Here is a 15,974-nt window from a genome sequence, read left to right as displayed (position 1 = left end):
AATTTAAGCTTAATCAGCAGGCACTAATTAGTGTACTTCAAATGGGTTTACAGCATATAGGAAGCAAGCTCAGCGAACTTTCTATTATCATGAATGAAAAAGCGACAATTGCTGCCGCTTTTTCATCCCGGAAATCTTATGTTCAATTCTTTACATCCTCGCCGCCAGTTTTTCTGACCCGCCGTTCAGCAAGCTCCGCCTGTATCTGCGGCAGCTTCTTCTCCAGGTCAAACCCACGGAAAACAAAATACATCAGAAGATTCGTCACGAGCGGCAGATAATTGGAAAAGCCGTATATTGCATATCTCATGGAAGTGGTTGCAACCTGCAGCGTGGCATCATAGGCGCCGATTGCCAAAAAGGCGGACAGGATAACGGAGGCAATTCCGCCGCCAATCTTATTTCCAATGCCGATGGCTCCTGAGGAAACCGCCACAAGCTTTTTATCATACTTATATTCATTATAGTCTACTGCCATTGCCAGAAGCACACCGTAAAGACACATCAGCGGAATCTGTACAAAGCTGCCGATTAACCCCACAATAAAATATACTCCCATATTTGCTGGGACTGCACAGCGGATCGCAGCGGTAAATGCCGCTCCCAGAAGGCCGATATTGACGGTCTTTTTTACACCCATTTTAGAAATAATCGGTTTGGACAAAAGAAATCCCGCCACAGTTGCCAGCATACCGAACGCTCCCATCAGGGCAACCAGGTTATCATTTCCGAAAATCCACTTGCAGTAATATGCACCGGATGTGCCGGAAATTGTATTCGTTATCTGTGTAATGATATTGAAGCAGAGTACAATCACCCAGTACTTGTTTTTAAAGAGGAACCGGACTGCTTCTTTCAGCGGAACTGCTTCCTCCTCTTCTTGTGCAGCTTTTGCGGAATCTTCAACAAATTCCGCCTTGCGTCCATTGTTATAGCAAACCAGAAGAAGCAGTAAAACTACCAGGGCAATTACAACGCCATACTTGATCCATGCATTCTGCGTCCCTCCCAATATATTGGTTACGGGAATTGTCGCAATGGCAATCATCATGCCTGCGCCATAGCTTCCAACTGCACGGAACACCCCCATATTTTCCCGCTCACTCTGGCTGTTGGTCCGTACCACCATCACAGCGGAAAAAGGCGTTCCGATAAGGGTCCCGCAGACAGCCGTCAGGAGGATATTGGTAACCATCACATAGATAAGGGCCGGTATCTGTCCCGCCTGGATCGGTACCGTAAACATCAATATGATAGCTACGGAAAGCGGCACTGCCATACGGATCATCCATTTATAGTATTTTCTGTTCCCGCCTTTGGAATGGTCAATGATGTTTCCGACCCAGATGTCCGTCAGTGCGTCCACAACCTTGGAAATCAGCATCATCAGCCCTACGCCGCCCACGGCCAGCCCGACCTTATCCGTGTAAAAATAGGTCAGCTGTCCTACCAGGTTTCCCATCAGCCCCAGGGCAAACTGTCCGCCCATATCAGCCATATAATCCCGTTTTCTCATTACCCGCTTCACCCCGGCCTTATCAAAACCGAGGTCTTTTTTTGTTCTGCTCATCTCTTCCCTCTCCTTTGTTTCAATCCACTGTTTTCTTATCTATATGTAAAATATAATTTGCTCCTGCAAACTCTCCCGTCAGCTTGAAGCGAACGCCCTCCCGCGTCTTTTCACCTTCATAGGAACCAATCGGTTCCCCTACCGGATTTAAAACCTCAAACCTCGCCGCTTCCGCTTTCACCAAAAGGGTTCCTTCCAGCGTTTCCACGAACAATTTCCCCTGAAAAGTCACAGCTGTAAAGGAAATGCCCATCATTGACGGTCCGGGGTTATAGACAGTTTCATCCATGCCCGTCGTCCCCAGGGCGGTCAGTATAAACTCCTTCGCTTCCGACAACAGCTCCTTATCTTCTGGTAGCAGCGCCAGGGAAATCCGTTCATTTTTTACCTGCACGTAGATTTCATCGGAAAGAGCAATTGTTTCGGACGGCGCGCCGCTGAAATAGCTGCAGTAAGGCGTACGGATACTAAACTGCGCATGATCCGGATCAAAAACCAGCTCTTTTGTATCCGAAACCAGGGTCCCGCCTGCCAATCCGGCGTCTTCAGGAACCACTCCCCATTTTTTCAAAGCCCTGTCCAACAGCTCTGCGAATTTCCGGTAATCGCCGTTTCCTGCAATTTTGGAAATTTCATCAAATACCAGCGCCTTTTCTCCCAAATGTATGCCAGGTTGTATTTCTTCCGTATTTTCCGAGGCCTGTACCAGACGGTTTTCTTCCCTGCAGCGGCGGAAGGCATCCCGATATGGCGACCATGCATAACAGACCGCATGCTTCGCCTCTGACAAATCCGCGCCATTCAGGAATCCTGCGTTTACAGCCACATCCGCATTTCCCCGATAGCTGTTTCCCCCGTCCAGAAAAACATTCCGCATCCCGGTAACATAGGGCAGAAAGGTATTGGGCATGGCATGCCAGTTCGGCAGTGTCAGCAAATCCTCCTGCGTATGTACTACCTCCACCCTGTTTTTCGACGGGGCTATCAGGCCTTTTAAAAAGACGGACGCCATGAAGCCCCACTGACAGATAACAGCCGGATCATTATAGCAGTCAAATACATTCCAAATCTCATCAGCCGGCTGATCATCCCAGCATTCCGAGGTATGATGGTTGTACAGGATCAGGCCGTCCCAGTCGTTCAGGCAGGCATAAGCCGCCGTATGTATGAATGCCGTGGAATGAAAGGGATGCTCCCCATATTCATTCCATTCACTGATCATGAATGGCTTCCCTTCCACAACTGCAGTGGCTGCCAGGCTCGGAATTGTTGTTACAAGAGAGCCTATGCCGGTCTGCATGGTCAGCGGATTGACGGAAACATACTCCGTCGGGCCTGCCACTATGAATGTGGTATCCTGAAAAGGCAGAAGGGGATGGTTGAAATAGCTGTTATTTTCCATAAAATCACCATCCGTATGCCCATATACATCCGCCGCACCGCCAAGCAGATTGCTGGCAACTATCGGTACCTTAACCCCCAGGGAGCGCAGATAATTTTTCATATCCCGATAAAACCGCCGGTTAGCCTGGATGCCGAATTCCATATAATCCGCATAGCGGGCCGGACCGCAGGGGGCATCCCACTGTCCCATAGGGTCGTTTACGGGCTGTACAAAGCTCCCCTCTGCAATACGCACCGTTCCAAGCCCCGGATCCTCATCCTCAGCCAGCGCGCAGCAGCCATTCAGTGTCCATGCCTTTTTGAGTTTTTCCCGGGTATCATATTTCATAAGAAGAAAATGATTGAATTTCCTCTGAACCTCATCCCGGTAGGGCTTCAGAGTTTCTATCTCTTTGCATTCCGCAGTTCCCTTAATGGCAGATTCTTCATTTGTCATCTGTACGGTGATCACCGCAGGATCGTCCTTCATGGAAAGGCCCGTATAAGGATTCACATGGGTAAGCAGCTTTTGTGCATATTCTTTCTGCAGTTCAATCAGGCGGTCATTGAAAACCGGAAAGCATTTTGTACACAGCGGCATGCCCCCGGGATAGTCTAAACCATCGCCCTCCTGGAAATCTCTTGCAACCAGCAAATCAATATGAAGATAAATCCCTTTTTCTTTTAATTTTGCAAAAAAATAATCAAAGCGATCCAGGCCTTCTTCGCAAAAATTCCTGGTGTTTCCTTTGGCATAATCTATCAAAGGCGCTTCCTTACAGCTTGTCCAGGTGCGCGCCTCCTCTCCCACAGGCGCATCCGCCGCATGCAGACGGATTACGTTAACCCCCATGCTTGCAAAGCGCTCAGCCAGTTTATCCGCAGTTTCATGATCCGGCGTATTTGACCGCGCCGCCACATTAAATCCCAAAAATCTTGCCCTCGTCCCATCCTCAAAATAGAAATGGCTGTCTTTTACCCGGACGAAACCATGTTTCCCTGCCGGGGCATCCAGCAGATGGGAAAAATTGAGCGCCCCTGTGTTCGGCTCTGCCTTATGAATCCTGATTCTTTGCTTCATACCTTCCGCTCCCTTTCCTGTAAAGCTTCCTGAAACCGGCAGCAATGACACCGCCGGACAGACTTTGCTGTTCTTAGGGGATCATATCACAGGGATTGGAAGAGTTATTACAAAATAAAGTTTGTAATTATAATATTTGGTATTGAACTTCCAATTTACACCGCTTATACTGAAAATATCAGGGCATGAAATTCCTGTCCATGCATCCGGATAATTAAAATAGCAGAGGAGGAACAGCATATGGACTATATCGCTTTTTGCAGAAATTATTTTGATGTGACAAAAATACCGGTCAGCCTTTTAAAAAGCGGCTATGTCGCCTACTCCTCCATTGCCGAGCACCTGTCCATCGAGCCGCAGACCTTCTGGCAGATGTGGCCTTCTGAGCAGAACCCGGAATTCTGTTACCTTTCTCCCGATATCGAATACGGGCGGGTTACCGTGGAAAATACGGACTATGAGGTAATTCTCGGCCCCGCCTTTAACCTCCCGCTGACAGAAGAGGTGTTGCGGGAATATATGCGTGAACAGGCGCTTTCCCTGGAGTGCCGGGAGATAATGGCGGAGTATCTCTATACAATCCCCCTCATCAGCCACAGGCAGTTAGCAAGGCACCTGAACCTGATCCACCTGTGCTTAAACCATAAGGTTACCAACGCAGATGATCTTTATAAACAGGATACGACCCTTCTGGCAGGCAGGGAAGAGCAGCTTTTACAGCAGCTTCTGGACAACCAGGAAAATGAAAATCTGCATAACAGCTACTATTTTGAAATGGAATTATATCAGTATATACGGGATGGCAGCGAAGAAAGGCTGAAGGAGTTCCTTTCCGCAGACAGGACAACGCCGAAAGAAGGGAAAATGGCAAGCACCCCGCTGCGCCATGCAAAAAACCTTTTTATCAGCGCAGCCGTCAAAGCGGGCATGCTGGGTGCAATCCCCGGCGGAATGGATATTGAAAAAGCCTATCAGCTTATCGATCTTTACATACAGGAATGCGAACAGCTTTCCCGAATTGAGGCAATACATACCCTGCAGTATTCCATGCTGATGGATTTCTGCCGCCGGGCCGGAGAATCCCGTATCCCGGAGGGTATCTCCTCAGAAGTCTATGTCTGCATGAATTACATCCGCAGCCACACCAATGAGCCCATCAGCCTGGAGGATGTAGCCGCACAGATCAGCCGCAGTATTTCCTATATCACCAAACGGTTTAAAACGGAGCTTGGCATTAATGTGGGCGCTTTCATCACACGCTGCAGGCTTGAGGAGGCAAAAAGCCTGCTGACCCACAGCAATAAAAGCCTGGCTGAAATCAGCAGTTATCTCTGTTTCTCCAGCCAGGCCTATTTTCAAAATGTATTTAAGAAAAAATATGGAATCACGCCAATGCAATACCGTAAGCAGGGGAGGCGTCTATAAATCACTTTTAAACCTTTTCAAAAGTCCATATGCTTTCCCAGCAGTCCTCCCCATATTCCGGCGACAGATATATTTTCAGCATAATTTCCACTCCGTCCGGCCGTCTGTAAAGCAGCTCCGGTTCTTCGCCGCCATTCAGCCGTTTTTCAACGTTTTCATAATCCAGCAGCTTCAGAAATGGCTGACGGTATTCCTCCAGCACGAAAGTCTCCACATAGATTTTTACAGCTTCGCTGAACTTTCCTCCGGCTTGTTCCGCCGCAGCGTCAAAGTATGAAGGGATATAAATATAACGGAAGGTATCGATTTTTAAATCCACAATATAAACACCCAGATATTTGGAGGAAAGAACCGACCGGAAAACGTCCAGATCCCTTTTTTCCATGAGCGTCTTTTCCAGTTTTCTGTTCATACCGCGTATATTCTGTATATCTCCCGTATCCTCGTGATAGCTGCGTTTTGCTTCAAACATATTCCTTTCGGCCTGTTTTACCATTTCATAAATGAACGGCTTGTTTTTCATGCTTTCCATGCCGACGGAAATATGATACTCTTTTTCTTCTATACGCTTCTTTGCATTCCGTATTTTCTGCTTTACCTGCCCGGAAGCAGGGGCGTAACAGAACGCTACGAACTCATCTCCGCCGATGCGGTAGGTATCCTCATTCCCGAATTCTTCCTTTATTACCTTTGCCACTGTTTTCAGCAGATTATCTCCCGCTTCATGGCCGTACTGGTTATTTATGTCGTGCAGGCCATCGGCATCCACATAAATGCAGAAGAAATTGCTGTCGGTGTTATTTTCATAGCTTTCCAGCGCACTCTGGTAGCTGTTCCGGTTTTTCAGCCCCGTCAGCTTATCCCGGATTCCCATTTCCTCCGCTTCCCGGAATGAGATAATATTTTTTACAGCCATGGAGAAGCTGAGCATAACGCAATCCAGTAATTCAGTGGAAGAAAAACGCTGCTCCATATTGGCAACGCCAAGCGTCCCGATATGGGCATGATCCGGATCGTCCACCGGAATGCTCATCAGGCTCGAAATCCCAAGCTGCCTGAGCTTCTGATATTCTGCCACGCCTTCTGCGTCCATTTCCTTCTTATCATAATAGATAATTCTGCCCTGGCAAAGAAGCCTGGAACAAAGCACCGGAAAATCCTCTTTGCTGTACGGATCCTTCACATCCTGCGCCGTTCCTCCCCAGGTGTACATTTTTTCAGTCCCATTTTCATTATAAATAATGAAAAATGCATATTGGGCTGAATGCTTTTTTGCAATTATGCTTAAAGCTTCCCCAATCCGTTCCGTGCTCCTGGCAGCATTAAAAAGTATCTCTTCTATTTTTAATATGTATTGAACCCGGCCCAGTTCCTTTTCCCTTTCACGAAAAGTCTTCCTTATTTCCCAAAACACAAACAGAAGATAAAGTAAAAATACAGTTGTTTCAAATATAATAAAATGTCTTAATATAAAACGGATATTTTCCGCATCGCCCAAAACAATATTCTCCGGCTGTCCCAGCATAATCATCCACTCATTGATTCCGACAGGTTCATACACACAATAAATATATTCCTGCTTTGACCTGGAAAAGAACGCAGTTTTACCCGGATTTCCCCCCTCTATATCCTCCATAACCTGTTCCATGCCATAACCTTTTTTGGCAGTACGGTTTCTGAAGTTCACCTTATTTCCCAGCTCAGAATGTATGGAATCGATTAAAAAAGCGCCGCTTCCGCCCTCCAGCAGCTGGAACGAGGTTTCCTCAGCCAGCTGTCCCGTATACCTTTGTTTCAGCGTATCCAAATCAATAATACCGCACAGAAGCCCCTTTGTTTCTCCATCTTTTACAACCGGTACAAAATAATACAGATAAAACTTCCCCGGCTTCTCCCGGTCTTCAATTCTGCCGGAAACATGTGCCCCGGCCGCCGCCTCTTCCGTATAGGAAACGGCTTTCAGTTGTTCCAGGCAGGCTTCATCGTCCGCATACATCCGGCCGTCTGGAAGTATCAGTACTATTTCATCAAGCAAAATCCCTGCTTTTGACAAAGTAAATAATTCCTTTTTCTCCCCGGGAAGCAACGTATTTTGTTTCGTCATATTATCCGCTATGACTTCCAACAGCTTCAGGTCATATTCTATATCCGTGCGGATATCTGCGGCATATTGAACCGTAGAATCCTGTAATTCCCTGAAACAGCTGCTGACAGCCAGATCAGATATCGCTTTTGTCGCAATCGCCGAAACCGCACTCAGACATATTGCAAGGGACAGCGCCATTATAAAATACCTTCGGTACTTTCGCTTATTTATTTCACTGCTTTTCTTATTTCCCAAAGCTTAACCTCCAATACAGTGCGAACGCCCGGCCGTGCCCGTCACCATGGCTTCCCGCCATGCTCTGCCACAATATCCTATCATTTATGCAAAAAGAAGGAGACTGCTGAACTTCTTTAATCCGACAGTCTCCTTTTTAAGCTCTTTTCTTATGTCACGGACTCCGGTCTATTTTATCACAATCCCCGGATGTGTTCAATATTGATAAATGAGTTTTTCCTCAAAAATTATTTTAAAAAAAGAGACTGCTGAACTTTACAATTCATCAGTCTCCCTTTATGCCCTTTTTATGTCCTGAACTTTGTATTGATTTTATCGTAATTTAAAGGTATTTTTCGTATTGGCAAATGAGCGGGCCTTACTTTCCAAAAGCCTCCTTTACCGCCTCGAACCCCAGTTTTTTCCTCCTGTATTCATCAACAACACCTTTGTTATTCATGCATCGGGGCCTGGCGTAAAAGCATTCATCAGGAACCCTCCCGTCACTGAACTGCCATAGGAAAACACCGCTGTATTCGGGATGGGACAGTACGCCGGCCAGCTGCTCCCTTAAAATATCCGCCTGCCTTTCCTCCGACCATTTCTGCCTGCAGGAAGAATGAACCCCGGCTATCGCGCCTGCGCCGATTTCACTGACCAATACGGGTTTTCCTTTCCCTCCAGCGGACTGAATCCATTCATATTCTTTTTCCAGGCATTCATCGACCGGTTCATCGTTATACCACAAGGGATAGATATTGACCGACACGATATCAGGAAGATCCAGGCAGATATCGCAGAAATGCTTGCAGGTGGCAGAAGTCAGCGGCCGGCTTTGATCCAGCTCTCTCAGCCGGTTATACTGTTCCTGATATACTTCCCGCCCATATTCCGTATCGCTTGCACATTCATTCAGGATACCCCATGTGAAAATACAGGGATGGTTAAAATGCTCCCGCACCATCTCATCAATACAGGACAGACTCTGGCTCCGGAAATTTTTATGCCTCATCTGTTTTTCACTCAGTCCGCGGGCATGGCTCTCTTCCCATACCATAATCCCCATTTCATCACACAGATCCAGGAACCTTTCATCATTCGGATAATGGCAGGTTCTCACTGCATTCGCCCCGCTCTCTTTTATCAGGCGCAGATCATAATCCATGGCCTCCACAGGTATGGCACAGCCAAATAAACCGTGATCTTCATGCCGGTTAAAGCCTTTAACGCAAATAGCGCGGCCATTCCACAAAATCCTTCCGTCCTTCACCGTAATCTCCCGGAACCCGATGCGTTCGATCAAATCATCTTCTTCCCGCCCATCGACTTCAAGCACTGCCTTCAGATAATACAGCACGGGGTTTTCCGGCTGATATGCTGTTACCTCGGGGAAGCTGAACTGCGTCTTCACAACATTACTTCCTTCTTTTACCTCTTCCGGCGCTTCTCCCAGCAGGGTATCATTCAGATAATATTTTATTTTTACCCTTCTGCCCTTTGACAGATTATGAATGCACAGGGCCGCTTCCCCTTTCCAGGTATTTTCCTCAAAACAGGGTGTAAAATGCAGCCATTCAATAAATATGTCCCCGATATTCTCTGCAATTACAGGCCTGCTGATCCCCCCATAATTATAATAGTCGTTAATAACATGAAGCGCCGATTCCTCATGACACGAATTATCAGCGGTTACCTTCAGTGTATGTATCCCTTTTTCCACCCCTTTCAGTACTACGGAAAAAGGGGTATAGGCATTGTAATGTTCTATAACAGGATTGCCGTCCAGATATACCTTAGCCGTATGGCTGACACCCTTGAAGCAAAGGCGGATGTTTCCCTGCAGAAAGGTCTTATATTCGTAGCAGCCCACACCAGTATAGTTTTCCAGTCCCGGGTAGGTCTCAAAACAGCTGGGAACAATTACCTTCCTTGTATCCTCCTGCGCGCCTTCCTTATAAAAATCCCATAAACCGCTCAGCTCCCGCTGCTTTCTTATTTCATGTGTCTTAAAAAGTCTCTCCATTCCGTATATTCCTCCCTTAAGCGCACTTATTCCTTAACCGCCCCGACCATGACCCCTTTTACAAAATGTTTCTGTATAAAAGGATAAACACATAAAATAGGGACTGTAGAAACAATAATCGTGGCATATTTGATCGTTTGTCCCACATCCTCTACTTCCATCTGCCCGGCCATCGCTCCCAGCTGGCTTCTCGTCAGAATATCCCTCAGAAACATCTGCAGCGGCATTTTATCCGCATCCCTGATATATATCATGGCATTAAACCAGGAATTCCAGTGTCCCACCGCGTAATACAACATAATTACCATAATGGTCGGCTTTGCAAGGGGCATGATGATTTTAAAAAGGATAACCCAGTCATTCGCGCCGTCAATTCTTGCCGATTCCTCCAACGCCTGCGGTATGCCCTCAAAACCGGTAATCATGATCATCAGGTTAAACGTGCTGACCGCGCCGGGGATAATCAGCGCCAGTCTGCTGTTAATCATTCCCAGGTCCTTAATCAGAAGATAGTTCGGTATCAGTCCTCCGTTAAAATACATGGTAAATATAAATAACAGCGTAAAAAAACGCCGCAGCTTAAGCTGCTTTCTGGATAATACATATGCCGCCATGCAGGTGGCCACTATATTGATCGAGGTGCCTGCCACCACATAAAATATCGTATTCATATAGCCTGTGTAAATTGCCGCGTTGGAAAATACCTTTTTATAGGCATTCAGGGTAAAGCCTGCCGGCCACAGAAGCATATTGGTATTTCCCAGCAATTTAACGGGATCGCTTACGGATGCGAATACCACATAAAGAAATGGATACAGCGTAACCAGCGCCAGCAGGACTAATATGGCGCCATTGCACAATCCATAAGCTTTTTCTCCCATACTTCTCTTTATCATTTTCTGCTCCCATCCGCCCGCCAAACCGGGCCTGTAAATCACTTTACCATAAGCTGTGTTCCGTCACCCGTTTACAGATCCTGTTTGCCGCAACCAGCAGCAACAGATTGATCATGGAGTTAAAAAGCCCGACTGCCGTTGAAAAACTGTAGCTCTGATCCAGCAGTCCCTTTCGGTACACATATGTGGAAATGACGTCCGCGGTTTCATAGATTGATGAATTATATAAAAGAATAATTTTTTCAAACCCCAGGCTCATCATATTGCCAATCCGGAGTATCAGCATTGTAATAATGGTGGGAAGGATTCCCGGTATCGTAACATGCAGCGCCTGCTTCCACCGCCCGGCCCCGTCAATCCTTGCAGCTTCATATAATTCCGCGCTGATTCCCGAGATCGCTGCAATATAAATAATCGATCCCCAGCCAATTCCCTGCCAGATATCGGATATTACATACACCGGCTGAAAAAAATCCGGATTCATCATCATATTCTGTTTTGGAAATCCAAACAAAGTCATAAGCTGTGTTATGAAGCCGTCCGTCGATGTGAACTGCAGTATCATGCCGGCTATTACAACCGTAGAAATAAAATGCGGCAGATAGCTCACCGTCTGGACCGTTTTCTTGAATTTATCCGATCTGACCTCATTCAGCATAAGCGCCAGCAGAATCGGCGCAGGGAAACCAAAAACTAAATTTTTCAGATTAATTCCCAGCGTATTCCGGATTAACCTTCCAAAATAAACGCTGTTGAAAAATTCCTTAAAATGCTTCAGCCCTACCCATGGACTTCCCACGGTCCCCAGCTTTGGAGAAAAATCCCGGAAAGCGATCTGGGCTCCATACATCGGATAATAGCAAAAGACAAGGTAAAAAATTACAATGGGAAGCAGCATCAGATACAATCCTTTATGTTTTCTCAAATCTTCCCATAAGCTTGGTAAAAATCCCGTTTTCTTCACAGTATACCTCCTGTAGACTGCGGGCCGGGCAAAAGCCTTCCGGCTTCTCCCGGCCCATTTTCTGGAAAATCAAGTTGCTTATCTCTTATCTTGCCAGGTATCTTTCATATGCAGCCTGTTGGATTTCAATTGCTCTGTCTATGTTCATTTTCTGAATGTTTTCCACAAAATGAGGATAATTTTCAAGGGATTCCGTCCCCATAATAAACTTCAGCTTAAACTCATCCAGATATGTCTGGATATCCGTCATTAATGAATTATATTCCTGGGCTTCCTCAGCAGTCATGGTCAAAGGAGGCATTTTCTTCACCGGCGCATCAGGGGTAGCCCATACCTCCAGCGACTTTTTCTGTACCTCAAGAGCATAGTTCCCAAGCATCATGTCCTTTTCCACAAGAAACGGCTTATTGTTATTTCCGGCATAAAGAGAAAGCGCTTTCTGAATGCTGAGGCCTTCCGGATTATTAAGTACCAGGTCAGTAAATACAGGTTTTCCGTCTTTCATTTCATAGGTAACGCCTTCTTCTCCGAAATTGGCTCTCATATTTCCTTCTTCACCATAAACATAGTCAATTACCCTGGCCGCCGCATCCATATCCGCACAGGTGGAAGATATCATATAACCAATGCTGTTTACACGGTAATTACTTTGATCAACCGGGAAAACATCCCCCTTATTCAATACAGGATTCGGCGCCGGCTGGAAATCCATTTCCGGATTCTCAGATTTCATTGTTTCAATTTTTCCAAGCTCTCCCCCGGTATTTCCCCAGACAAGTCCTGTTCTTCCGCTGGCTATTTTTGCATAAAAGGCGTCTATCTCCTGCGTAAATCCATCAGGATCCAGAATTCCCATCTCCATCCAGCGGTTAAAAAGGGTCAAAAAGTCAAGATATTCGCTTTCAATGGCTCCAAAATGGACTTTATTATCTTTTCCTATATACATTCCTTCGCAAATCCCATAGGCGTTGACGATACGATCATAGTTCTTATAGGCAAAGGAAAAGCCTGCGTCGCATCCTTTCTTTTCTTTAAATATAAGAAGCGTATCTTCCATCTCCTGGATGGTTTCCGGCATCTGAAGCCCAAGCTCATCCAGCCAGTCCTGGCGGATCATATTCCCGTTAAATACCAGCGGGGAATCGGGTTTACGGATCATCGGCGCCCAGGCATATAAGCCGTCATCGTTCTTACACAGCTTATCAGCCTCCGGATCGGAATCCAGGTAGGCTTTAAAATTAGGCAGTTTTCCTGCATCCATCAGGTCATTCAAAGGGACGATAGAACCGTCTGCAAGCATTTTCTGGACGCCTCCGGGCAGTGTTCCATCATATTCTATTATGATATCCGGCAAATCATCGGTACCAACCAGAATAGACAGTGCGTCCTTTCCGCCTGAGCTGTCAATAAACTGCAGATCCACTCCGGTTGCTTCCTCTATTGCTTTCCAGTAATAGGCGTCTCCCTGATCCTTAAAATAATCACTGATTCCCCAGTCCGACCAAACCGTCAGGACAGGAGCCGTGGCCTCTGTTCCTGCTTCAGCAGCTTCACTGCTGCTGTTTTCCTTATTAGAAGCTTCCGTTGAACTGCTCTGGCCGCAGCCTGTAGTCAAGGACGCTGCTCCTAAAACTGCTGCCAGTGATAAAGCCAATATCTTTTTCCCATATTTTATATAGTTTCTTTTCATTTATCTTACCTTTCTTCTAAGAATTCTGTTAACTCTTTCCTTTTGTTCCTGTTATAATAATTTCTTACCAACCATCAGCGCGCCTGTTGTCGGTTCACACCCTTACTATAGCAGCCTCCTGTTTTTTTTGTAAATCAATTAAAACGAAAATCATCTTATAGAGCGGGATTTTTTTAACAAGCCGAAATATCGGATCATTTTATAAATATTTGATTGGTTTTTATTAAGATATATGGCATGTTATAAATAAGGAAAATATATTCTGACGGGGGAATAATGACGATGCATTATAAACACAGCCTTCAAAACAAAAGTAAATCTAAGCCTTCCGGACTGATGTGGCAGTGGATCCTGTCTTATACAAGCGTGCTTCTCATGCCCATACTTATCTGTTCATTTTACTATTTTCACAGCTATAACCTGGTGGAACAGCGTACGCTTTCCAACCAGCACCTTATCCTTGAAAATTCAAAAGAACAGATTGACTCCGCATTTTACGATGCCATAAATCTGTCCAATCACCTTCAGCTGAATTCTTACATCAATATGCTTGCCCACGGCAAATGTGCCGTGGATTCCACGCCGGCGCTGGACAGGCACTATTTGTCCGGGGATCTGAAAATGCTGCAGGTATCCAACGCACTGATTCAGCAGCTTAACGTGTATTTCCCGGCATCCGATTACATTGTAACCGCCGCCTCCGCCCATGAAATGTCAATGCTTCCATATATGGATAATGTGGGCATCAGTTTTCAGGACTGGCAGCAGATTCTGGAGGAACTGGACGGCACACACATTGTCTGCATGACGCCGGAAAATTCTTCCTGCCTGGTACTTGCCAAAACCCTTCAGTCCGATATCCATGGCGCCCCGCTTGCCGTTATGGCTGTCCAATTAGACCGGGAGCGTCTCATCCATAAGCTTCAGAATGATCTGTTTCCTGAATTCGGCGGAGTTTTCGCCCTGATAAAAACAGATGGGGTTCTTCTGTCCTCAGATTCCGGCAGCGCTGTATTTGAAGAACTGTCTTTTCCTTCCATCTTTACTTTTTTTGACAGCAGAGACGATGGTTCGCTTTATGATACCTCAACGGCTTCTGTTGGAAAATCTTATCTGATTGATTTTTATCCGACCTTAATCCCTGAAGTCGGCCTGATATCCGTCACTGATAAATCTGTATATAAGGCTGACTTATACAAGCTTCTTGAGGTTCTTCTTTTTACGCTGACCGTATGTGTGATAACAGGGCTGTTCGTCATCTTTTATTTTTCCAGAAGGAATTATAAACCGGTGGAACAGATCGTCCATTATATCAAAGGGTACGGCGGTGATGATGATAATGACACCAACGAATATCATCTGATAATGAAAATCCTGACCCACAATCAAAGCGAGCTGGAAAAACAGCGGGCGCTTCTGCGGAATAACTATGTCCAGAAAATTCTGACAGGTGAAATTGCCTTCCATCAAATCTCAGGTCCCGTTGCCGAAGCCTTTTCACTGCATTTTCCAGCAGACAGAGTCTGTGTCCTCCTGTTGTCGCCTGAAACCTCACAGGAGTCCGGTTTTTCTTCTGAACCCTCACCTGCGGATAATACGGAACAGCTTGTTTATTTTATAATAGAAAATGTTTTGAAAGAATTGCTTTCCGGTCAATTTCCTGACAATTATTTCTGCATCCAACACAGGCAGATTGCCGTGATTACATGCATTCCCGGGGAAGCAGCCCAGCCGGAACAGTCCCTGGAGCATATCGTGCAGGAGCTTTTTTCCTTCCTGACCCGGAATTATCAAATAGAACTGAAGGCAGGCATCAGCAGCATTCACCATAAAGACGGTTTATCCACCGCCTATCTGCAGGCAGACGCGGCCTTAGAGTATATCAAGCTTTTTGGGAATCATCCGTTATGCCATTATGCTTCCATTCCTCAGGAACAGGAAATCGGAGCCATACACCTGAATACCAGCGATTATGTCGTAAACCTGATCCTTTCTGGCAGCCAGCCCCAGCTGTCCGACTATTTCTCTACTTTACGCAGGGATTTGGAAAGCAGCCGGCTTTCTTCTGCCGATGCGCGCAGCTGCTATTATTTCTTCTATCAGGTTACTGCCAGACTGCGGCTGTACTGTCAGACGCATTACAGCTTCATTCCGTCCTGCCTGGATTTCATCGGAGATACTTTTTTCCAGATACCGCTTCCTGAACTGCTGACCCAAGTGCAGGAAGCTTTTCAAAAAGCCTCGGAACAATTGCAGGAGAGAAAAGAAATGCTGGATAATAACAGATGGGGAACTGATATCCGGCGTTTTATACAGAATAATTATTTTGACGCGGATCTTAACCTGAATACGCTTGCCGAACATTTTCATATATCGCCTTCTTATCTGTCAAAAAAGTATAAAGAACAGTACCAAAGCAGTGTAATTGATTATCTTTATGAAGTGCGTATCCGCAATTCCATCCAGCTGATCCAGGATACAAATATGAAGGTGACGGAGGTTGCCCAGATGGTCGGATTCCCGGACAGCAACGCCTTTATCCGAATATTTAAGAAAATTACCGGGATTACGCCCGGAAAATATAAGGCGGAGCTCATCTCCAAAACATAATAGGAAAAGGAC

General features: G+C 46.0%; 9 protein-coding genes. 2 read left to right on the top strand and 7 right to left on the bottom strand.

Annotation, left to right across the window (positions count from 1 at the left end; all coding sequences use genetic code 11):
- Positions 1–142 precede the first annotated feature (142 nt).
- Both HMPREF1548_RS18790 and HMPREF1548_RS18785 read right to left on the bottom strand, forming a co-directional pair.
- A complete protein-coding gene (locus HMPREF1548_RS18790) occupies positions 143–1,570 on the bottom strand; it encodes an MFS transporter (RefSeq protein WP_021638034.1) in 1,428 nt (475 codons plus the stop codon).
- Positions 1,571–1,589: 19 nt separating this feature from the next.
- Complete coding sequence (locus HMPREF1548_RS18785; protein ID WP_021638033.1) at positions 1,590–4,034, bottom strand: glycoside hydrolase 5 family protein; 2,445 nt, start codon at positions 4,032–4,034, stop codon at positions 1,590–1,592.
- Positions 4,035–4,274: 240 nt separating this feature from the next.
- Here HMPREF1548_RS18785 and HMPREF1548_RS18780 point away from each other — a divergent pair, with 240 nt between their 5' ends.
- Entirely contained in the window at positions 4,275–5,459 is a 1,185-nt protein-coding gene (locus HMPREF1548_RS18780) for a helix-turn-helix domain-containing protein (RefSeq protein WP_021638031.1), read from the top strand.
- A 7-nt stretch (positions 5,460–5,466) separates the two neighbouring features.
- Here HMPREF1548_RS18780 and HMPREF1548_RS18775 read toward each other — a convergent pair whose 3' ends face one another.
- From HMPREF1548_RS18775 to HMPREF1548_RS18755, 5 genes are all read right to left on the bottom strand, one after another.
- Entirely contained in the window at positions 5,467–7,800 is a 2,334-nt protein-coding gene (locus HMPREF1548_RS18775) for a sensor domain-containing diguanylate cyclase (protein WP_035322834.1), read from the bottom strand.
- Between the two features lie 358 nt (positions 7,801–8,158).
- On the bottom strand, positions 8,159–9,802 hold the full coding sequence (locus HMPREF1548_RS18770; RefSeq protein WP_021638028.1) for a glycoside hydrolase family 2 protein: 1,644 nt from the start codon (positions 9,800–9,802) through the stop codon (positions 8,159–8,161).
- A 26-nt stretch (positions 9,803–9,828) separates the two neighbouring features.
- On the bottom strand, positions 9,829–10,698 hold the full coding sequence (locus HMPREF1548_RS18765; protein ID WP_035322900.1) for a carbohydrate ABC transporter permease: 870 nt from the start codon (positions 10,696–10,698) through the stop codon (positions 9,829–9,831).
- A gap of 43 nt (positions 10,699–10,741) precedes the next feature.
- The gene (locus tag HMPREF1548_RS18760) at positions 10,742–11,662 is read right to left on the bottom strand and encodes an ABC transporter permease (protein WP_021638026.1); all 921 of its coding nucleotides are present in this window, start codon (positions 11,660–11,662) and stop codon (positions 10,742–10,744) included.
- Between the two features lie 85 nt (positions 11,663–11,747).
- Positions 11,748–13,352, bottom strand: coding sequence for an extracellular solute-binding protein (locus tag HMPREF1548_RS18755; RefSeq protein WP_021638025.1), 1,605 nt, complete (start codon positions 13,350–13,352; stop codon positions 11,748–11,750).
- Between the two features lie 276 nt (positions 13,353–13,628).
- Here HMPREF1548_RS18755 and HMPREF1548_RS18750 point away from each other — a divergent pair, with 276 nt between their 5' ends.
- Positions 13,629–15,962 (top strand): helix-turn-helix domain-containing protein, encoded by a 2,334-nt coding sequence (locus HMPREF1548_RS18750; RefSeq protein ID WP_021638024.1) that lies wholly within the window; start codon positions 13,629–13,631, stop codon positions 15,960–15,962.
- Positions 15,963–15,974 lie beyond the last annotated feature (12 nt).

The sequence above is a fragment of the Clostridium sp. KLE 1755 genome, from assembly GCF_000466465.2.
GTDB classification, from domain to species: Bacteria; Bacillota; Clostridia; order Lachnospirales; family Lachnospiraceae; genus Eisenbergiella; species Eisenbergiella porci.
This window is presented reverse-complemented; position numbering and strand designations above follow the sequence as displayed.